A 19,994-nucleotide genomic window follows, 5' to 3' on the forward strand; every position below is an offset into this window, starting at 1 on the left:
AGAAGTATATGGACTGGATCCAGCAATGGCAAAGTAACTAAATAAACAAACTGAGGTGGCTCCGTTAGTCCGGACAGGTGGCTCTCGCCACACCGGACTGGCGGCTCTGCCGCACCGTAATATTCATCTCCTATACCAGCCTTTCTCATTTGTTCTTGCAGATTCTCCGTATATTCATCCATATATTCTATTGCTTCACATTTTGCATTTATCTTATCCTCTTTTTCCTGCGTCTCCTCCTGCTTTTGCCTTTGTATCGCATTCTTGTCATCCAATTTCGTAAGCTTATACATCGCAAAAATCACGCAAACAAACACAAAAACCGTACATGCTACCTGCAAAGCTTTCTTTCTCTTATCTTTTTCCATGCATTTCCTCATTCACTTATTGGCTCTGTCCGTTATGAATTAATCATCATAATGATTCCAACCGCCCAATATTCCATGATTACTATGTCCTGTCTTCTTCCCCTTCTCATCATAATGATTCACACCACCTAAGATTCCCTGATGGCTGGAGCCTGTCTTATTTCCATTAGCATCGTAGTGATTCATTCCTCCGAGCAATCCCTGATGGCTGGAACCCGTCTTATTTCCATTAGCATCGTAATGATTCATTCCTCCAAGGATTCCAGGTCTGCTTTCTCCAACTTTTCGCCCCGATGCATCATAATGATTGATATTTCCAAAGATTCCTTTTCTGCTGTATCCTTTTACTCATAGTCGTTTTCCTCCGTATTGTATGTTATTTCGACTGATCTAAGTAAAATATATATGGTTAGGTGGGGTATAAATAGACCTATAGGCTGTTAATTATAAAATGCGATCACTCAACAAGCGTCATATCTCCTTCAATCTTCTCCGCAACCGCCACATCCGCCGGCAGCCACTCCACATCCGTAAGCTCCTCCCTGGTCAGCCACCTGGCAGCCTCATGCTCCTTCAGCACCAGATCCCCTTTCACGATCTCACACCAGAAGCAATCCATCGAAAGATGAAATCCCGGATAATCATACTCCACCGTCTCGATCCACTCGCCAACCGCAACTTCCGTATCCAGTTCTTCCATGATCTCACGCTTCAACGCTTCCTGCGGCGTCTCCCCGGCTTCGATCTTGCCGCCCGGGAATTCCCATCCGCCTTTGAACTCACCGTATCCGCGCTGCGTTGCGAATATCATCGTTCTTCCGTCTTCCTTTACTGCCTTTATCACTGCTGCCACAACTCTAATCGTCTTCATCTTACCATTTATCTCCCGTCAAAAATCTTCCTGTAACAATCTCTATTCATTCACAATATACTGATAAATATCCTCTCTCACCGGAGTCTCCAGCTCCCATTCGATCTCCACCGCCGTCTTATCCGTATTCGGCATCACGAACTGCTTCGCATTCCCGGTCGCGATCACACGGCCCAGATAATAGAATTCCTTGGATATCTTATCATCCTTATTCTTTCTCACAAACAGTTGCACATCTATGCCACGTTCTGTTGCTTTCAGGAAATTTTGCACATCTTCCGAGTCCATGCTTCTTCCGCTTTTGGAAATCGCGATCAGCCGGTTCTCTGCTACGAAATGATCTTCGTATTTCGTGGTATCGCTGATATTGTCCTGCTTATCGTAGTTAATGAATATCGGAAATGTCCTGGTCTTCTTATCATATTTGTAACCGCCGATGTTCAGCGGCACTTCATTTCTCTCCCAGTTCAGCAGGCGGCAGGCATCCTCATATGTATATTTCTGATACAATACCAGATTCGTATCCTGATAATGGTAACTGTAATTGACCTTATATCTCGAGATTCCGAAGTCCACCAGTTCCTCCAGAATCGCACAGAATTCCGGATTCTGCAACATTTTCTCATAAGAATCGGAAATGCCGTAATCATCCTGTTCCTTCTTCAGAAATACACACTGTGCATAAGTCTTCTTTGCCGCGCTCGTCGGAAATTCATTGGTCATCATATTTACCACATTTTCCGTGCAGTGCTCGTCCATCTCACAATGATACTTCTCGGATAAATGCTTCTGCAGACGCCCAATGATTCCATGGTGATACTGCAACGTACGTTTCAACAATTCCAGCTCATGAATCCGCTTGCCACTCGCCAGCTTTTTGGAAATGAATTCGATTGCTTTTTCTTCGTCTTCTAACAGCCGGATGGTATATTCCTTTTCGTATTTCACAAGGAATTTGTAATACGAACCCAGGCTGTTATTGTCGAAGATCCGCAGCACATCCATTTCCCCATACTTATCAAAATCCGCAAGCGCCGGGATATGGCCCAGCTTATTCTTCAGATTCGTATAATTCTCCCGGATTAATTTGATATCGCTGAAGTTCGCATTATCAATTGCCTGGAAAATCCGCTTTCTGGAAATCTCGTCAAAGTGAATCGTGCTCGCGCCCGGAATCACTCTGCCGCCTTCCGTGACATAGCGGCGAATATTGTCCTTGTTATAACTGCGGTCTCCAGACAGCGCAATCGGAATCATAAAGTTATTCCGGTAATTTCCGATGAAATCCAGTACAACGACATATTCTTTGTTCTCGGCTTTTCGAAGTCCCCGGCCAAGCTGCTGGATGAACACGATCGGCGACTCTGTCGGACGAAGCATGATGACCTGATTGATCTCCGGCACGTCCACACCCTCGGAAAATATGTCTACGGAAATGATGTAGTCCAGGGCATCTTCGGATTCTTCTCCCGCCAGCCGTTCAATTGCTGCGGCTCTTGCTTCTTCCGAATCACTACCGCTCAGCACCAGCGTCCGCCAGCCCTTGTCGTTGAATTTCTTCGACAATTCCTTCGCCTCATCAATCCGGCTACAGAAAATCAACCCCTTCACGCGGTCGCCACTGTATCCGAAATATTCCGCCTGTTTCATGACATTTTCCACACGCTCTTCGGATGTCAGATAACGGAAGTTCTCCACCTTTTCTTCGGATGATTTCCCCGCATCTGCAATAATATCCAGATCTGTGATTCCAAAATAATGGAACGGGCACAACAGATCCTCCTCCATTGCATCCTGCAGACGGATCTCGTATGCGATCTGATGATTGAAGATTTCGTAAATGTTCCTGCCTTCCAGATTGTCGTCTCGTTTATCCGGCGTTGCGGTCATACCAAGCCACAGCTTTGGTTCGAAATAGTCCAGGACTTTTTTGTAGCTGTTGGCGGCACTGTGGTGGGCTTCGTCGATTACGATTGCATCAAATGCGTTCTTCTCATAGCGGTGCAAATTCTCCTCTTTGCTCAATGTCTGAATGGTTGCAAAGATAAAGTCCTTGTCATATTCCTGATATTTTCCTGTCACCAATCCCATCGAAACTTGTCCGCTAAATACCTTGCGGAATGACTTCTGCGCCTGCTTTGCGATCTGATTCCTATGTACCAGAAATAGTACTCTCTGGAATCCCAGTTCTCGCATGGCGAATGCGGAGGCGTAAGTCTTACCGGTACCTGTTGCAGATATCAGAAGTGCTTTTCTCTCGCCCGCTTCCTGTATCTTCCGCAGGTTCTTAATAAAGCCGACCTGCATACTATTAGGCTCTAACTTATACTTTTCAATCGATGTAATATCATCCAGCTTCGCAACATCACGCTGATGCTTGATGATCTTATATTTTTCCCGATATGATTCATAAAATGTGTCAAAATCCAGTGCGTATTTCGAATTCCACAGCGAAGCAAATTCCTGTACAATTTCCCGTGCCATCTCACCATCTTCTGTTGACACGATCTTCGTATTCCATTCCCGGTTGTAGGTCAGCGCTGCACTTGTAATATTAGAGCTTCCGATAATAATCCGGTAGATCTCTTCTTTTTTGAAAATGTATCCCTTGGTGTGGAAGCCTTCTTTTGCTGCTTCTACATCGTACATTTTCAAAGTGATATTCTGTAACTCATTTAGCTTTTTCAGTGCTCTTGGCTCACTGAAATTCAGATAATTCGTTGTCAGAATCTCTCCCGGAATATTCTTCTTTTCCAATTCTTTTAACGTCTGTAAAAGCGGCGTGATTCCGCTCATCGTGATAAATGCTACACTGATCTGAAACTGATCACACGCCAAGAGCTCATCCTCGACGGATGAGAGAACTTTCTTTCCTTCTTTGTGATTGTTGGATACGAACTGCGGCCGGTAGGCCAGGCTTGAGGCCGTGGCGCCGTTGATGTAGGCGGTTTCTAGGGCAGTTCGTAGGGTGGTGATGTGGGTGGTGGTCATTTTTTTATAATTCTCCTTTTCGTAATTCCGTGAATGATAATTGACCGTATTACAAAACTTATTTCTTGTCCTTAATTTCTTATATATCAAATTCGCGTTTACTATCAATATATACTTCTGTCTTATTTTGACTAATTTCAAACAGTAAATACATAATTATTATATAATTTTTACCGCATGTTCTTTTTGTACAAAATTAATTTCTTTATTTTCTTGAATTGTTAATAAAATTACATGCATCTGTATTTCAACAAGCCTTTCCATATAAAATATCAGCATTTCTTTTAGTTTCAATGCTTCTTTTACTTCTTTATAGCTTGGATAAATCAACAACACATCCAGATCATTGGGGTTATTTTTTATGCATGCAGATCCAAATAAATATATTTGAATGTCAATCATCAAGCATATTATCCATAGGAGCAAGAAATCCAAGACCAATATCCTTAAAAGAACGTGGACTTTCTGTAAAAAATGTCAACAGTTGCTCATAATAATCATATGGTAACGGTTCAAAATTTTCCCTCAATATATTCCTGCCTCTTTTTAATTTTTTTCTAACTTTTTCAAGATGATCCTGAAAAATTCCAGCACTTTTTCCTGAAAAAAATTCCAGTTTTTGTTCGGCACATACCATTAAAAACATATTATATAATTCTTTTAACGAATGTTCTCTTCCGTCTATAGAAAGTTTTTTTGTCGCAAGCATCACCGCCTGACGAAAACCATCAGCATCTGATGATTTTGAAAGATCACGTGCAAGCTTTGCAGCATTTTGTCGCGAATCAGAAAACAGAAGAACTTTTTTCCCTTCGTTTATCAATTTTTCATTTCTTACCGGCTGAAGTTCAAACTGTGCTTTTGTAAGATTATAAAAAGGAATATTCCCTTTTGTTGCAAAATCTGTTGGCTTTTTTAATGGCATAATCTTTTTACATTTCGGACAAGAACCAAACATAAAGCGATCATTTTTTTCGTCATATTCAGGATATAGAACTTTCAAAAGCGAATCATCATTTTGATAATCAAGATAAAGCTTACCAGTAAATGGATCAAGATACCCCACTTTATCCCTATTCTTTAATTCATATCCCTTTGGACATATATAAAGAAGCATTTCTGTTAACTCATTTGAACCTCCATCAAGTCCCTTATTTGGAAATACGTACCAATATCCTGTCCCATTTATCTTCTGAACATATGCTCTAAAATATAACGCTCCACATTTAATATGGTTTACAAGCTCATACATTCTTCCTCCACATTCACATTTATAGCGTGGTATGGATATAACTTTACCAAGAGGAAGTTTTTCCTCTTCTGAATACTTTCTTTTTCTTTTTCATTAATTCTTTCACTTAAAGCCTCTATCTTTTGTTGCATTTCTGATGTTTTCCATATTTCATCATCACGAACCTTTTTTAACTCATTTTTCAACTTTTCATTATCTTCTAAACTCTTTCTGTATCGTTCTTTTTCTATAGCAAGCGCATCTGACGTTTCCTTCAATCTTATATTAAGTTCATTTGCATCTTTCTTCATTTTTTCTAACTGCATTTTCCCATTAATACTTTTCTGTTTTAGCTTTTCTTGATTTTCAGTAATTTCCATCAAATTTTTTTCTATTGACGCTTTCTCTTCCTCATCTTTTTTTCGATTATAAACTTCATATATCACTGCAGAATTCAATACTTGTAAATAATCTTTCGACTTTTTTTCTCCTTTAATTTTAAAAAACAATTCAACATTATTTGCAAAAAATGAACCGGACAATACATTTATATAGGCAGATTCTTTGTCTAATCCCATCCGCTTTATTTTTTCCAATTCTTCATCAATTTCCCTAAGCCATCTATCAACTTTTTTGACCAAATAAACTGCAATAAAATCTCTATTACGGAATTCATATAATGTACGGAAAATCATATTTTCATTGAGTGTTTGTACCCGAAATCCTGGTCTTAATTTTGTAAATTCCTTTGGATTTCTCTTAAAGTAAGCTACTGTTTCCTGATATGGGATAGCTGTACATATATATTTTATTTCTTCTTTTGTTAAATCTGTTAAATAATTCAAATCAACCCCTCCTTAATGTACCGCTTAATAACCGTATTAATCATCCCATTTCTATAACACTCTTCTATATAAGTTAAAACGACTTCATCCATCTCTATATCCATATAATCATCTAATTCAAAAGCCTCACACTGAGGATGATATTTTAATATGTCATTTATCAATATTTGTTTGTCCAATACCTTTTTTGGTTTTGTAAAAACAACTACTTTAATATGTCCATTTTTATAACCAACTATCCGATCATTCTCTGCCATATATATATTGGATCCCGCTATTAATTTTCTACATCCTTGCTTGTCAAATAAATAATAGTCATAATTATCACTAACTTCATATTTTTTATCCACATATATAATCTCCGGTTTTTCATATGTAGTTTCTCTAATTAGATTCTCTTTTTTAATAATTGTCTTTTTAATATTTTTTTCAAATATATTCACTTCGTCTTCAAAGCTAATCTCATATACACCATTTGTTATTTTTTTTATACTTGTATCCTTTCCTTCAACATTTCCATGAAGGATTAATTCAAAACTTGGCGATACACAGATTTTTTTTGCTGTACAATAAGATACAGATTTTTCTGTGAATACCGGTGGCCATAAAATATCCATCGTTTCAGCAATTTCTATCTTAAATTCCTGTTCAAGAAAATATATTTTAGTCGAATAATCAATAAACTGTATAGAAAATTTTACTAAATAAAATTGTCGTCCTTGTGTCTTAAAAGTTTCAATATCCCCATCGACTTCAACGGTCTGTAAAGTAGTTATTTTTCTAATATTATCTGCATCTTCAGATATTGCCAGATAATGTTCATCCGTATACAAAATCTCCGAATCATTACGCATATAATGACAATCTGATTGTTTTATTCTATAAATATTAAGTTTATAATCTTTTTTTATAATATTAGTATATAATATTTTCTTATTATCACCATCTTTAGATATATAATAGTCATTAGCATATTCTTTTAGCGTAAAATATTTCCAAACATTCGGTATAATATTTTCTCTATTGATTGGTAAAGTAAAAAAAGGTTGTAAATACGGTTGGGTATATAACGAAAGCTGTTTTGCTTCCATATTACATTTTTTCATCTCTTCATCCGTGTACATCACAGCTGCCTCAAATGTCATATTCTCTATATTAAATCCAAATAAGATATGTTCCATATTATGTTTTCTAATAGAAACATAATGTTCTATTGCCCCTGGATGTCCAAGGTAACGTTCACAATCTATATCATTATTTCCTCTTCTATGGCGGAAATGCGGTGCTTTTTCAGTACTATCCGCCGCAGCCAAATATACTTCCTCTCCACAACACAAACATTGATATCTAAATCGTTCGCCTTCTGAATTATGTAATGTCTTTGCAATTGTCTCCGCATCAACTTCCGTCTGAAATATCACATCAAATGCTTTATTCATTCAATTAACCTCTTTACGCTATATTTATTCAAATATTATATCATACTCTATTGTCTTGTTTTACACACATAAGATATAAATCAATTAGATTATTTTATCTATCACCACATTCTATTTTTAAGAAACAGCCTCATTTTGTCATCATCAAATTCCTGCCATATATAAATACACATAACACTCAAAAATCTGTCGCTTTTTGTCACTTTTTCTATTATTTTTCTAAAAAATCCCCTATATCAAAAGCTGACCCTCCCCGTCAGCTTTAATCCCCATCTCTTCTACTCTTTTTGTACCTCCGCCGATAATACTCCAAACTCCGATACCCAAGCACATCCCCCATCTGCTCGCCAAACGCCATATTTCCAACAACCTCTCCAATCTCATCCCTCAACGCCAGCGCATATCCATCCTTCTCCACAAAGAATCCCTTCCCTGACGCCTTCAGAAATCGAATCGGCATCCGCTTCGCCTTACTCAGATGCTGTTTATCCGTCACTTTCTTATAATCCTCATAAGTATTCACATTCGGGAAATCCTTCCAGTTCGTCCCCGTATCAAAGAATTCCTTCCAACTCTCCAATACCTCTTCATCCGTAACCGCAAGCCGGATATTTCCATGATTATAAAAGCTATAAAGGATCGGCATCTTATACACTTTTTGCATCTCCGTAGTTTCGATGGTATGAATGAATTCTCGTCCGATTCCCGCATATAACTTCTGCTCTTCCTCTGACAATTCACCAAGTTCATTTAGGAAATCAAGATAATGCTGGAATGGATTTTCTTTCGCATGACTGCCGCTGACACAAATCCGGTAAATCTCATCATCCATATAAGTGAATAAGTCCATTCTGCTCGGCCGCTTCCCGTCCAGCAGTTCTTTTACACGATAATATTCCTGCCGGATCTGCATTTTCAGTGTTAATTTCTTCTTATCCATTTCCTTGAACAGATCAATCAGACGCATGTCAAAATCAACGATGCAGTCATCCGGATATTCCAGATCCTGATACTCGCAGGATCCTTTCTTGCTAAATGACTGCTCTCCGCTTAACAATAGCGGTGCCTTCCCCGCTTTCTCATAATTTCCGATGAAATCCAATACGTTCAGATATTCTTTTCCTTTATATAGACGAAGTCCTCGTCCCAACTGCTGCAGGAATACGACCGGAGATTCCGTCGGGCGCAGGAACATTACCATATCCAGCGAAGCGATATCCACACCCTCATTGAACATATCTACAGAGAAGATCACCCGTATCTCTCCGTTCTTCAATTTGCGGATAGCTTCATTACGCTCCTCGGCATATGCTCCATTTTCACCGCTGTATACTGCTGCGGATGCAATTCCTCTCTGGCAGAATTCTTTTGCCATGTCTTCTGCATGCTGTCTGGAACAGCAGAATCCGATTGCACGCGCAGAACGATATTTTCGATAATATTTGTAAATCAGATCATATCTTCTCTCATTTCCGATATAAGCCTGATTCAGCTCCTGCTCATCATAGCGACCCTTCACGATCCGCAGTCCGGAATAATCCGTCTCATCATACACGCCGTAATAGTGAAATGGTACAAGCATTCCTTTGTTGATCGCTTCTTTTAAGGAAATCTGATATGGCACGTTATAATCACAGATTTCGTAGATATTTTTCCCGTCCATTCTTTCCGGTGTTGCTGTTAATCCCAGTAAGAATTGCGGCTGAAAATACTCTACGATTCTCCGGTATTGATCTGTAACCGCATGATGGAATTCATCAATGATCACATAGTCAAAATAATCCGCCGGAAAATATGTCTCATTCAAATATTCCGGTCTTCCGAGTGTCGCTACCGATGCGAAGATGACGGATTTATCCCTATCCTTTTCTTTTCCGTCAAAGAATCCATAATCCTCCGAGTTCCGCACATTTTTGAAAGAAACCGCCGCCTGCTTTAGGATTTCTTCTCTGTGTGCAACGAATAACACCCGTTCATATTTTGCCGAATCAAATGCAGCAAGGTATGTCTTTCCGATTCCGGTGGCCGCATATACAAGTCCTTTCGCCGCCCCTTCCATGCGGCTTTCCTGTAACGCATACAGTGCCTCTATCTGTGCTCCCCGCGGGCGGTACAACATTCGGACATTTTCAGTATTCCTGTCCTCATTATCTTCTGCTGTGTCATATTTCGCCAGATCCCTGGACACCGCCGGCTTCTTCCATTCCTTGGAATATCGTTTTAATTCTTCATCATCTATAATGATCGAATGATTCAGAAACAGATCTTCAAATGTAGCATAGAACAATTCATAATTCTTTTTGTCCAGTGTATCACTGAATCTGTAATTCCATTCGATTCCTGAAGTTAACGCACTTTTGGAAATGTTCGATGATCCGATGTATATTTCATTCGAAGATTCATAATGAAAGATATAAGATTTTGGATGAAATGAGCGTGATGTTTCATTATATAGGCGCAGATCCACACGGTCGCCGAGCTCGCTCTTGATCAGATATAAAGCCGACGGCTGTGTGATTCCCAGATAATTTCCCGTCAGGATACGGATCTTCACGCCCCGGTCCAGCGCCCGCTTCATATCATTTAAGAGCATCCGCACACCCGATTCCATCAGAAATGAGACGATGATATCAATCTGCTTCGCCTTTGCCATACTCATTTTCAGTTGATAATATAGATACCGGCTCCGGTCTCTGTCCCCGGTCATTACATTCGTAGATTCGATCTCATATGTATCTATTCTTTCCTCAAAATTAGATTGAGCCATTTCTCTTCTCCCCGCCCCGGACGTACATCTGATGTAATCCATTGTTCTTCTATCTCTAATTCATCCATGTCCTGAATCAATTTTGCAAATGTCTCTTCTGTCATATCCGTAAAATATCTGCCGTTTCGTTCCCCTTCGAATGTCCCGTACTTGAAGGAGGTGTAAATGATTCCATGAGTTCGCAGGGCGTTTGCCATCTTCTTTATAATGTCCTGCAGTTCATTTGCCGGAACATGAAGAATTGATGAGCATGCCCAGATTCCGTCGTAGGATTCTTTTTCATTCAGGTCCCGGAACAGCATGTGTTTTACCGGAATGCCTGTATATTCGCTTGCTAGTTTGCACAGTTCCGTTGAGCCGTCTATGGCAGTGACTTTGTAGCCTTGGTTCAGGAAATATTTTGTGTCGCGGCCGGAACCGCAACCGTAGTCTAGGATTTCCGCTCCTGTATGCAGTTTGTCCAGGAAGTGGTTCTGCACGGTTCCGAAGTCTACGGATACGGTTCCGGTGACGAATTTTTTTGCGTTTTTGTTGTAGTAGTCTAGTGTTGTGGTTGATTTTTGGGGTTCGTTTATTGCGTTCACGTCTGCCTCCTGAAGGTGTGTTACTTATTCCAATATCGTCTTGTATTCATTATACTGCATGGGAGTGGATGGATACAAGAAAGAGTATACTCTCCTTCACAAAGTATTCAGCAACTTAATAACCATTATCTTTTTTCACCTTTTATTACTTATCACTCTCCACCGATGTTTCCTTTGAATCTTCTTCCATTCATCTACTCCCATCTTCAAAAACTCCACATGCATTTACATTTATAAAATCTATTTCTCGTCGTATCATTCATAGTTATCATCATTTTAGCAAATCCACTGTCGCAATATCGCAACACTTATGTATCTTGCTTCAAAAAAATCCCACATATTATATGTAGGACTTTTCTTACTCACTATATATGCTTTGTGCCTGTTCTAAACTTTCTATAATTTTATCTTTCAGACTCTTCGGTGAGATTACTTTAAATCGATTCGCATATTGTACGAACCAGCCAACCAATGTCACACTGTCCATTTTTTTAAATACTGCTTTATACTTTCCATTCTCTAACGGCCTGACCCTTATTCCCTCCCCTGCAAAATCATATAATATAGCATTGGTAATCGGCGCCGGCTTATATTCCACTTCGATTCTGATCGTATCTCCGCTAAAATGATTCACACTCTTCTTAATATAGTCCTGAATCACAAGTTCCGGATTCACACCAATGGTTTCTTCACTGGACATACTCATATTTTCAATCCGGTCCAACCGGTAATTCGTCAACCCGTCATGATTATCATGAGAGCCGATCAGATAATAATTATTATCCGACCAATATATCGTATACAGATTCAACTGATACAGCTTGCCTTCTTTTCGCAAAACTTTCTCCATTGCATTATTGATCTCTGTATACTGAAACCGAATCTTCTTATGCAGATACATTGCTTCCAGCATAATCTCTATATATTCACCGATCTGACCGACACCCCTGACATTTCCGGGCAGCGGCATAATCATATGCGAAAATCTGCTTCGTCCTCTCTGGCTCGTCAGATTTAACAGCTTATTTCGAATCTCATTTGCTTCATGAACGGACACACACCTTGCCTGTTGCACCGAATCTAACATCAGCTTAATTTCCCAGTCTTCCAGCAAATGTTTCTCCATATACCATCCTTTATGTGAATTTTCTGCCTGCTTAATCGGATAACCGCAGCTTTGCAACAAACGCACATCGTCATAACTGGATGTACGGTGTACATTTTCCATTCCATATTCTTCTTCCAGTTTCTGACTTACTTGCACAGCATTCATCGGCGTCTTCTCATCGGTGATCTGGAAAAGTTGAAGGACGCGGATTATTTTTTCTTTATGGGATGTGGACATAGGAGTGCTCCTTACATTATGTTTTGAATTGAAATGATATATTAATTATACTGTACTGAGTTAAGCTTCACAACTTTCATCTTTTTGATTTTTATAGTTGACTTTTGTTAACAAACAGATTAATATTATATACAAGAAATGGGTTTGTTACCGTACGGCTATTGCCTAAGCGGGGTGCTCGTTTCTTTTTTTATATTCACCATATCATATAAATATAGATTTCCATCGGCTGCATGCCTAATTAACATTTCTATCCTGTATATATTAAATCGTTCCACCTCTTTTAAATCACTACTATAAACAGGTAATGCAAACCTAGTTGTAAAACGATACCAGCCATATTTTGCATCAACTTTATGCTTCCCCTTAAAATTTTCCTGCCATCGTTTGTTAGTTGCACATTTCAATAACGTAGGAATTTTCTGTGTCGCATTTGCTTTGGCTTTTGCATTAGCACCACACAATCGTTTTGTATCTTCAGATCCTTTTAATTCTGCTGGAAAATCATTTCCAATAAAGACTTGATCCGCTGTTTCAACAACTTCATAACACTTTCCTACATATTCCTTCAAATAATTTTCAACATCTTCCCAATCGATATTTCTCTTCCCTTTAAATCGTATATCTGTAATTACAACTATTTTTCTTCCATCCTCATCTGTAATTATGTCAATAATATTTTCCTTCTTCATATATATTTTATCTCTCCTCATAGTTAACGCGTTGCGTTATATTGTCAGTAAAAAAATAAGTCTTACGACTTATTTTTCACCATATATTCCACTTCCGCCCGGTATTTCATCAAACGTAAAAGATATTCCGGAAGTTCTCTCTTCTCAGCTTCCCAATCTTGAACAGTGCGATATGGTATACCATAATAATCACTAAACTCTCTCCTGTTCATTCCCATTTTTTCCCGTAATTCTTTTACTTCTTTTCCTCGACTCATCAGATCACCTTTCAGACGCATTGCGTTATTAAGATAATAATTCATGTATAAATGTCTGTCAATGATTATTTTCTATACCTCCTGTTCCATCACAGCTTATCATACTTCTCACTCTTCCCCTTCGCCTTCTCCACCGGATACTTCTTTGCATTCACCTTGATCTTCTCCCGCACGATCTCATCCAGATCCAGTCCGCAGGCATCTGCCATCAAGACACAATAATTCACAACATCCGCCAGTTCTTCTCTTATCTTTTCCCGTTTTCCTTCATTTGAGATATCCGCACCGCTCCACTGGAATACTTCCAGTAGTTCTGCTGCCTCCAACGAAATGGAGATTGCCAGATCTTTCGGGTTGTGAAATTGTTTCCAGTCTCTGTCGTCTCTGAATTTTAATATTTCTTTGATTGTTTCTTCCGTCATTTTAGTTTTCCTCTGCGATATATTTACTGAAAATTTCTTATATTAATTATACTTCGCTAACCATTGACGTACAAGAAGAAGTCATATTTCTACGACTTCTTCAAATATGATTGACATTTATTAACAAATAAAGTAATATTCTATAAGGAAATGGGTTTTTTACTGAGTAATGTCTTAAGACTGGAAAAGGATGCTCATTTCTTTTTTATATTCATCGAATATCAAAACATCCCTCACGCCAATTTCAACTCCAATCCCGTAAATAATTCTCCAAGCGTACACGACAGATGTCCCTGCTCTTGCTCTGGCATTTCATAGCTGACTAACTTATACTCCGGATTCATTTCCAACTTTTCAATTAGATATCCTGTATTCACCGCATCATCCAGACCATCATGAAGTCGTCCCTCCGGTTCAATCTCCACCCTGCCCAGTGCTTCTTCCAGACCAATCTTTCGTTCTATTCCGAATCGTTTTACAAATACATCCTGATAATCGATCCATCTTGCTTCACAGACAAAATCCAGAATCCGCTCATCACAGATCTTCTTTGCTTTGATTTCATGAAGCAGCTGTGCTCTGTCGGAACCGCTCCAGGCATAGACTTTATACTCACGATCGCCGATCCAGTCGATCATATGTAGCAGAGCCTCCTCAATACGTGGTGCTTTCTTCACCTGACTATTTCGTATCCCTGTCAGATTCTGAATAAACGGATCGATCACTCCGTGTTCCGGATGTACATATTGGCTAAGCGTTCCGATTCTTTTGAATTCCTCATCCAGAAGAACAGCTCCGATCTGTATCGTCTCATTTGCATATTTATAAGATCGGCTCCAATAATCTCTCGGTACGTTACACATTTCTAAATCTATCACAAGGTAATTCATGCTGTTTCCTCCTGTTCACTTTTCAGACTCTTTTTACAGATCTTGCAGATTGTTCCGACCGGTGTAACCAATACCACCTTCGCATATGCCGTGTCACCGATCTTGTCATACAGGCGGCCTGCACTCATAGATTCACCGATGACTGTATACGAACTATTTGCCACATAACCAATCTTCCCAAGTCCTTCATACGTTACTTTGATTGCTTCCTTGTCATATTCATTATCCGGTTCTTTTTCTAATCTGATCTTCATACCTTTTTCCAGAAAATCATTTCCGAAGTAGTGTTTTGTTCCTGTCAGGGTGATAAATATTTTTGCCATTGTGTGTGCTCCTTTCGCTTTGAAAACGTGTTCATCTGAATTTGATTTGTTGTCTTATAATTACTTTTATCTCCCGGAATTCTGTTTTATTCCCTTTGATGTGTATAGTATAATTCAGTTGATGGGGTATAATATTCTCACCTTATTTTTTATTTCCACACGTCAAAAAAGGAAATCAACCGCAGTCAATTCCCTCTTCTCATCATCAATCATACACCTTTTTCAACACTTCCAGATCAACCTCAAGCTCCCTGTCACCATCTCTTACCCTGGCAATCACCGGGACTCCCGTTAATCTCTCAATCATTTTCTCATTATCTTCCTGCATCGCTCCACCCGAGTAATGATTCAGAATGATTCCTTTTACATCCATTCCGTGATTCCGGATGTATTCTACCGTCAAGACAACTGCATTGATCGTGCCAAGTCCGGCATCTGCGATCACCAGCGTGTTCAGATGCAGCATTTTCACAATGTCTTCCAGCAGGATCTCATGCTCTTCATCCCAGCGGATCGGGCATACAATGCCGCCGCTTCCTTCTACCGTGACATAATCGAACGCTTTCTTTACCCTGTCAAAATCTGCTTTTACCGTTTCCGTATCAACCGGATTCCCTTCTATTCTGGCAGCCAGATGCGGAGACACCGCATTTTGATACAGATATGACAGTAAGCTGCTGTCTTCCTGTGTGATACCGGCAATCTTCTTTACATAGCCTGCGTCACTTTCTTCTATGGACTCTGCACCTGATAATGCAGCCTTATAATAGCCTGCATGGATTCCTGCATCCGCCAGCTTTTTCACGATTAATGCTGTGACATATGTCTTTCCTACATCTGTGCCGGTGCCCGTCACAAATATTCCTTTTGTCATAATCTCATGCCCCTTTTTTATTAGCTCAGATAAAATCCGCTTTTCCGCATTCTAAGTCCCACACCGGCTGCCAGCAGACATAATACAAAATCTCCAGGCATATCTAATGGGAAGCAGGACAAAAAGATCACGCCTAGCGTTGCCGGTGTATGTGCATAAAAGTTTAAGATTATGAATTTATACACGATTCCGATTGCATATGTCATAACAAATCCGGCCAGACAGGCAAGCAGATAGTTCTTGTAACTTGCTTTCAGCTTTTCACATACTTTTCCGGTTACATATGCGCTTACAATGAATCCGACCAGATAACCAAAGCTTGGCCGGAATATGTATCCGATTCCTCCGCCTGCTGCAAAGATCGGTACTCCGACAAGTCCCAGTAATACATAACATCCTACAGATATTGCTCCCTTATCAGCCCCCAGAATCAATCCTGCAAGCAGTACGAAAAAGAACTGAAGTGTGAAATAATCCATATATGGAACCGGGATCTGGATAAATGCTCCTATGGCAACCAGCGCTGCAAACATTCCGCATAATACCATACTTACGGTGGATAATTTTTTTGTTTTTGTGTTCATCGAATTGTTAACCTTCCTTTCAGTTTATGGTTAACAATTTATCGTATTTTGCTTTGATTGTCAACTTATTTTTCACACAAGTTGACAATCATATTCTTGTTTTGCTAATTCAGAATCCATTTCCTACTCCCCATACTGCTCCATAAGCCTCCGGGCCTCTCCCTTCATCTGCTCCACAACCTCATCCGGTCCAATGATCTTAACTGCTTCCCCCAGCGAGAACACCCATCCCAGGAACTGTTTGCTCACATGCACGTCCACATTCACCCGGAAATGATCCTCGTCTTCCGGAATCATCATCACATCTTTCCCGAACCGGTCAATGATCACGCCCGCAAGGCTGTTATTTACCAGCATCTTTACAGACGTTTCCTTTCCCCTGAACATTCCGAAACTCTTCTTGGCATAATCTGCCATATCCAGCTTCTTGAAGTATTCTTTTCCCTCGCGGGATTCGCCCGACATCCGGATATGCAGCATCTTGTCCACCCGGTAATGCTTGATCATCTGTGCCTCTGCATCATATCCGATCATATAATAATTCTCATCATCCCAGGACAATCCCCACGGGCTGATATGATACCATGCTCCTCCGTGACGCAATTCCATCTCTTTCTTCACATTCCACTGGAAATACTGGAACTTGATCTTCTTATTTTCAGAAATCGCATTGTGGATTGCATCGACAGTATAATAGATGCTTTCATTCATCGTCTTAATTCTTCCGGATACATACACCTGTCGCTGCAGCCTCTGTGCATCGTATTTGCTGACCAGCTTTTCCAGCTTTTTTATCAGTGTGTTGGTCTTCTTCTCTGTGATGAATTTGGAAGACTGGATGGAATCTACCAGAAGCTTTAATTCCGGCAGTTCGAATGGGCGGTTGACTACGCGGTAATGATAGCGATTGCCGATTGGTTCCCCTTCTACTTCTATTCCAAGCACAGACAGATCTCGCAGATCTGCGTAAATTGTTTTGCGATCTGCGGTCACTTCGTATTTTCCCAGTTCTTCCATGATTTCTGGCATAGTAATGTAGTGTTCGTCGTCTGTATTTTCCAGCATGATCTGTGCGAGACGGTATAATTTTAATTTCTGATTCGTTCCTTTTGGCATAAAAGAATTCCCCTTTTCGTGATATAGGTAAAGTATAGCATACATGGGAAGTTTATTGTACACGTTTCTTTCGAACATATTACAACGCTGAGAACTTACCGCCAACAGCTTTTCTTGTATACCCAGACATATAACATATAAAAAGAAGCCATATTTCTATGACCTCTTCTTTTCATTCATTATCTAAGTTACTTTTTATTCTTCCTTATTAAATGCTATATATTATTATATATTTAATTTTTCTCACGCATTTTTCTTCGGTACAAATTCTATTTTAAGCACCATTCCCATTCCCTCAGCCAGTCTTTTAAGCAAATTGATTGAAGGATTCCTGGTACCATTTTCGAGTTTGCTGATATCCGCCTGATTAATGCCTGTTCTCTCTGCAAGTTCCTTTTGTGTAATATTCTGCGATGTTCTCGCATCTAGAATAGCTCTGATAACATCCATTTCTGGTTGAATTGCTTCATATTCCTTTACAAATTCCGGATTCTCCATTTGTTTCTTTTTCAATTCTTGCAATGTTTTCATGCTTTTCCCATCCTTTCCTTAAAGTCTGATCTGCGTTCTTTTGCGAGTTTTATTTCTTCCGCTGGCGTTTTTTGTGTCTTTTTTACGAATCCATTTGTAAGTATTATCTTTCCCTCATAATAAAAGAAATATAGTATTCTGGTTATATTATTTCCTACTTTACATCGAAGTTCAAATATTCCATCATCTATCGATTTACTGTAAGGTTCTCTAAGTTGATTTCCTTTTTCCTCTAATAATTCCAACAAACCAATCATTTTAGCCTGCATTTTCATGTCAAGAGATGTAATGAACTCTTCTACTGGACATTCTCCATTTGCCTTTTCGTATAATACAACTTCAAACTTTGTCATCTCTTCTCCTTTGTAATATTATATGGTATATATGCCATATTGTCAATTTAGTTTCTGTCTCAATTCACTTTCTGTTCAAAGCAACTAGCAATAATCACATCTCCTCCACCAACATCTCCTGATACCCGGCAGTCCCATACTCTTCGATCCTTTCCACCACTGGCTTCAATCTCTCATCCGTAATCCGCTCCAGTATCTTCATACGCTTCGGCGATATCACTTCCGCTGACCTGCACTTCTCGTAATCCGCCGTTTCCATATGCCAGTAATGAAATTCCCCCTTATAATACTGTGATAATTTCTGTGCGATCAGTATTCCTTCCGGGTCAAGGTCGCCCGCATAATATACCCGGATTCCAGACTTTGCAAATAGATCCAACACCATCAGACCTGCCAGTCTTGGCTGTCCATTCATACACATATATGCTCTTCTAGTGTTTCCTGCTTTCTCTTTTCCACACAATACCGCAAAAACAGACGGATTTTCCACAATGTAGATCTCATCTTGTGGACAATGAAGCGACTCCCACTCTGTAATCACCGCAAGCGGAACCTGCACGATATGCTGCTCACTCACAAATCCTTCCATGCCTTTATGCAAAATTCCGTCTTTTTTTACTGCCTGTACCTGATACAGCATCGCGTAATTTGATATATTATCCAGCATAATTCCGGCCGTCAGATAACTTTTCTGACGCTTATAAGCTGGAAATATCTTCGAGGACTCTATCTTAATTTCTCTGATTTCCAGATCCATCTGTATAATCTGATACAGGAAATTTCCTGCTGCAGTTCCATTGTCAAATGCATGTGGATTTCCCGTCAGCATGGCTGCAAATACAGCCAGATACAACTTATCACTTTGGCGATATGGCAAATGATTGTACATTTTTGCTCCAAACCGCAGCGCACGATCCCATTCTGCAAGTTCCTGACTGTCACTGTCTTTGACAATATTCCTCAGTAATTCTGCCGCCTTCTCTATCTCAGTTCCTTTATAGTCTTTCAAAAACTTCTGCCAGATTTTCTCTTTTTCCCGTTCTCTCAAAAGTTTCTGTTCCTGTTTTCCACGCAAGGGTTCTTCAAAAAAGTTCTCCAGCAGACACTCTGGTGTAATAGTTTTATAACGGCTTGCTTCCAGTGCCTGCCGGAATTTCTCTGCAGACACTGTTACACTTTTCTGCCCATGAAAAGACTTACCAAAGAAACCCTCCAGTTCTTCGATGTCCTGTGATTTCAGATTCTTTAGAACTACTTTTCCACCGAACCTTCCATAAGAACTATATTTTTTGCGGAACCCTTTCAGAACCTTTTTCCAAACTGGACTTTGGTGGAAATATTCCAGACATTCTTTTTTTATTATCTCAAGTTTTTCTTGATTACTCTCACACATCGCCGTTTAACCTTTTCTCCATATCCCTAACTGTATTTTTCAACTATCCTGCTTTCCCTTTTCTGCTATCTGTCTGATTCTGGTACCTTTTTATTTTTCTGCCTGTCTAATCTTGTCT

22 protein-coding genes are annotated in these 19,994 nt (G+C 39.6%); all 22 read right to left on the minus strand.

Annotation, left to right across the window (positions count from 1 at the left end; genetic code table 11):
- Positions 1-368, minus strand: a 368-nt coding sequence (locus ACWJAF_RS11980; RefSeq protein WP_448864198.1) for a hypothetical protein, incomplete at its 3' end; no start/stop codon positions are given.
- Between the two features lie 39 nt (positions 369-407).
- Positions 408-617, minus strand: coding sequence for a hypothetical protein (locus ACWJAF_RS11985; protein ID WP_448864200.1), 210 nt, complete (start codon positions 615-617; stop codon positions 408-410).
- 208 nt (positions 618-825) lie between these two features.
- Positions 826-1,239 (minus strand): (deoxy)nucleoside triphosphate pyrophosphohydrolase, encoded by a 414-nt coding sequence (locus tag ACWJAF_RS11990; protein WP_270209380.1) that lies wholly within the window; start codon positions 1,237-1,239, stop codon positions 826-828.
- A 42-nt stretch (positions 1,240-1,281) separates the two neighbouring features.
- Complete coding sequence (locus ACWJAF_RS11995; RefSeq protein ID WP_448864202.1) at positions 1,282-4,230, minus strand: DUF3427 domain-containing protein; 2,949 nt, start codon at positions 4,228-4,230, stop codon at positions 1,282-1,284.
- 159 nt (positions 4,231-4,389) lie between these two features.
- A complete protein-coding gene (locus tag ACWJAF_RS12000) occupies positions 4,390-4,632 on the minus strand; it encodes a hypothetical protein (protein ID WP_448864203.1) in 243 nt (80 codons plus the stop codon).
- On the minus strand, positions 4,625-5,482 hold the full coding sequence (locus tag ACWJAF_RS12005; protein ID WP_448864205.1) for a hypothetical protein: 858 nt from the start codon (positions 5,480-5,482) through the stop codon (positions 4,625-4,627). The genes ACWJAF_RS12000 and ACWJAF_RS12005 overlap by 8 nt, the downstream gene beginning before the upstream one ends.
- A complete protein-coding gene (locus ACWJAF_RS12010; protein WP_448864207.1) occupies positions 5,467-6,306 on the minus strand; it encodes a hypothetical protein in 840 nt (279 codons plus the stop codon). Before ACWJAF_RS12010 ends, ACWJAF_RS12005 begins: the two co-directional genes overlap by 16 nt.
- A complete protein-coding gene (locus ACWJAF_RS12015) occupies positions 6,303-7,745 on the minus strand; it encodes a hypothetical protein (protein WP_448864210.1) in 1,443 nt (480 codons plus the stop codon). Before ACWJAF_RS12015 ends, ACWJAF_RS12010 begins: the two co-directional genes overlap by 4 nt.
- Before the next feature lie 262 nt (positions 7,746-8,007).
- Positions 8,008-10,512, minus strand: coding sequence for a DEAD/DEAH box helicase family protein (locus ACWJAF_RS12020; RefSeq protein WP_448864212.1), 2,505 nt, complete (start codon positions 10,510-10,512; stop codon positions 8,008-8,010).
- On the minus strand, positions 10,482-11,096 hold the full coding sequence (locus ACWJAF_RS12025) for a class I SAM-dependent methyltransferase (protein ID WP_448864214.1): 615 nt from the start codon (positions 11,094-11,096) through the stop codon (positions 10,482-10,484). The genes ACWJAF_RS12020 and ACWJAF_RS12025 overlap by 31 nt, the downstream gene beginning before the upstream one ends.
- 358 nt (positions 11,097-11,454) lie before the next feature.
- On the minus strand, positions 11,455-12,441 hold the full coding sequence (locus ACWJAF_RS12030) for a helix-turn-helix transcriptional regulator (RefSeq protein ID WP_448864217.1): 987 nt from the start codon (positions 12,439-12,441) through the stop codon (positions 11,455-11,457).
- Between the two features lie 158 nt (positions 12,442-12,599).
- The gene (locus tag ACWJAF_RS12035; RefSeq protein ID WP_105310043.1) at positions 12,600-13,133 is read right to left on the minus strand and encodes a hypothetical protein; all 534 of its coding nucleotides are present in this window, start codon (positions 13,131-13,133) and stop codon (positions 12,600-12,602) included.
- A gap of 62 nt (positions 13,134-13,195) precedes the next feature.
- A complete protein-coding gene (locus ACWJAF_RS12040) occupies positions 13,196-13,435 on the minus strand; it encodes a helix-turn-helix domain-containing protein (RefSeq protein ID WP_237998858.1) in 240 nt (79 codons plus the stop codon).
- Between the two features lie 44 nt (positions 13,436-13,479).
- Entirely contained in the window at positions 13,480-13,812 is a 333-nt protein-coding gene (locus ACWJAF_RS12045) for a nucleotide pyrophosphohydrolase (RefSeq protein WP_448864220.1), read from the minus strand.
- A 233-nt stretch (positions 13,813-14,045) separates the two neighbouring features.
- The gene (locus tag ACWJAF_RS12050) at positions 14,046-14,702 is read right to left on the minus strand and encodes an exonuclease domain-containing protein (RefSeq protein ID WP_448864222.1); all 657 of its coding nucleotides are present in this window, start codon (positions 14,700-14,702) and stop codon (positions 14,046-14,048) included.
- Positions 14,699-15,025, minus strand: coding sequence for an HIRAN domain-containing protein (locus tag ACWJAF_RS12055; protein WP_296094370.1), 327 nt, complete (start codon positions 15,023-15,025; stop codon positions 14,699-14,701). The genes ACWJAF_RS12050 and ACWJAF_RS12055 overlap by 4 nt, the downstream gene beginning before the upstream one ends.
- A gap of 205 nt (positions 15,026-15,230) precedes the next feature.
- Positions 15,231-15,899 carry a dethiobiotin synthase gene (gene bioD / locus ACWJAF_RS12060; protein ID WP_448864225.1) on the minus strand — a complete coding sequence of 223 codons (669 nt, stop codon included), beginning with the start codon at positions 15,897-15,899 and terminating at the stop codon, positions 15,231-15,233.
- Positions 15,900-15,919: 20 nt separating this feature from the next.
- Complete coding sequence (locus ACWJAF_RS12065) at positions 15,920-16,483, minus strand: biotin transporter BioY (protein ID WP_448864227.1); 564 nt, start codon at positions 16,481-16,483, stop codon at positions 15,920-15,922.
- 123 nt (positions 16,484-16,606) lie between these two features.
- A complete protein-coding gene (locus tag ACWJAF_RS12070) occupies positions 16,607-17,599 on the minus strand; it encodes a helix-turn-helix transcriptional regulator (RefSeq protein WP_448864229.1) in 993 nt (330 codons plus the stop codon).
- Positions 17,600-17,842: 243 nt separating this feature from the next.
- Positions 17,843-18,097, minus strand: coding sequence for a helix-turn-helix domain-containing protein (locus ACWJAF_RS12075; protein ID WP_448864247.1), 255 nt, complete (start codon positions 18,095-18,097; stop codon positions 17,843-17,845).
- A 29-nt stretch (positions 18,098-18,126) separates the two neighbouring features.
- Entirely contained in the window at positions 18,127-18,483 is a 357-nt protein-coding gene (locus tag ACWJAF_RS12080) for a type II toxin-antitoxin system RelE/ParE family toxin (RefSeq protein WP_448864231.1), read from the minus strand.
- Positions 18,484-18,577: 94 nt separating this feature from the next.
- Positions 18,578-19,876, minus strand: a complete 1,299-nt coding sequence (locus tag ACWJAF_RS12085; RefSeq protein WP_448864233.1) for a TIGR02679 domain-containing protein — start codon at positions 19,874-19,876, stop codon at positions 18,578-18,580.
- Between the last annotated feature and the right edge of the window lie 118 nt (positions 19,877-19,994).

It is taken from the genome of Dorea sp. (assembly GCF_977044405.1).

What these genes read in the sequence shown, in the direction of transcription:
- ACWJAF_RS11985 (WP_448864200.1), bottom strand. Translation starts at nt 617, where the DNA reads ATGAATCATTACGATGCTAATGGAAATAAGACGGGTTCCAGCCATCAG.
- ACWJAF_RS11990 (WP_270209380.1), bottom strand. Translation starts at nt 1,239, where the DNA reads ATGAAGACGATTAGAGTTGTGGCAGCAGTGATAAAGGCAGTAAAGGAA.
- ACWJAF_RS11995 (WP_448864202.1), bottom strand. Translation starts at nt 4,230, where the DNA reads ATGACCACCACCCACATCACCACCCTACGAACTGCCCTAGAAACCGCC.
- ACWJAF_RS12000 (WP_448864203.1), bottom strand. Translation starts at nt 4,632, where the DNA reads ATGATTGACATTCAAATATATTTATTTGGATCTGCATGCATAAAAAAT.
- ACWJAF_RS12005 (WP_448864205.1), bottom strand. Translation starts at nt 5,482, where the DNA reads ATGTATGAGCTTGTAAACCATATTAAATGTGGAGCGTTATATTTTAGA.
- ACWJAF_RS12015 (WP_448864210.1), bottom strand. Translation starts at nt 7,745, where the DNA reads ATGAATAAAGCATTTGATGTGATATTTCAGACGGAAGTTGATGCGGAG.
- ACWJAF_RS12020 (WP_448864212.1), bottom strand. Translation starts at nt 10,512, where the DNA reads ATGGCTCAATCTAATTTTGAGGAAAGAATAGATACATATGAGATCGAA.
- ACWJAF_RS12030 (WP_448864217.1), bottom strand. Translation starts at nt 12,441, where the DNA reads ATGTCCACATCCCATAAAGAAAAAATAATCCGCGTCCTTCAACTTTTC.
- ACWJAF_RS12035 (WP_105310043.1), bottom strand. Translation starts at nt 13,133, where the DNA reads ATGAAGAAGGAAAATATTATTGACATAATTACAGATGAGGATGGAAGA.
- ACWJAF_RS12040 (WP_237998858.1), bottom strand. Translation starts at nt 13,435, where the DNA reads ATGAATTATTATCTTAATAACGCAATGCGTCTGAAAGGTGATCTGATG.
- ACWJAF_RS12045 (WP_448864220.1), bottom strand. Translation starts at nt 13,812, where the DNA reads ATGACGGAAGAAACAATCAAAGAAATATTAAAATTCAGAGACGACAGA.
- ACWJAF_RS12050 (WP_448864222.1), bottom strand. Translation starts at nt 14,702, where the DNA reads ATGAATTACCTTGTGATAGATTTAGAAATGTGTAACGTACCGAGAGAT.
- ACWJAF_RS12055 (WP_296094370.1), bottom strand. Translation starts at nt 15,025, where the DNA reads ATGGCAAAAATATTTATCACCCTGACAGGAACAAAACACTACTTCGGA.
- bioD (WP_448864225.1), bottom strand. Translation starts at nt 15,899, where the DNA reads ATGACAAAAGGAATATTTGTGACGGGCACCGGCACAGATGTAGGAAAG.
- ACWJAF_RS12065 (WP_448864227.1), bottom strand. Translation starts at nt 16,483, where the DNA reads ATGAACACAAAAACAAAAAAATTATCCACCGTAAGTATGGTATTATGC.
- ACWJAF_RS12070 (WP_448864229.1), bottom strand. Translation starts at nt 17,599, where the DNA reads ATGCCAAAAGGAACGAATCAGAAATTAAAATTATACCGTCTCGCACAG.
- ACWJAF_RS12075 (WP_448864247.1), bottom strand. Translation starts at nt 18,097, where the DNA reads ATGGAGAATCCGGAATTTGTAAAGGAATATGAAGCAATTCAACCAGAA.
- ACWJAF_RS12080 (WP_448864231.1), bottom strand. Translation starts at nt 18,483, where the DNA reads ATGACAAAGTTTGAAGTTGTATTATACGAAAAGGCAAATGGAGAATGT.
- ACWJAF_RS12085 (WP_448864233.1), bottom strand. Translation starts at nt 19,876, where the DNA reads ATGTGTGAGAGTAATCAAGAAAAACTTGAGATAATAAAAAAAGAATGT.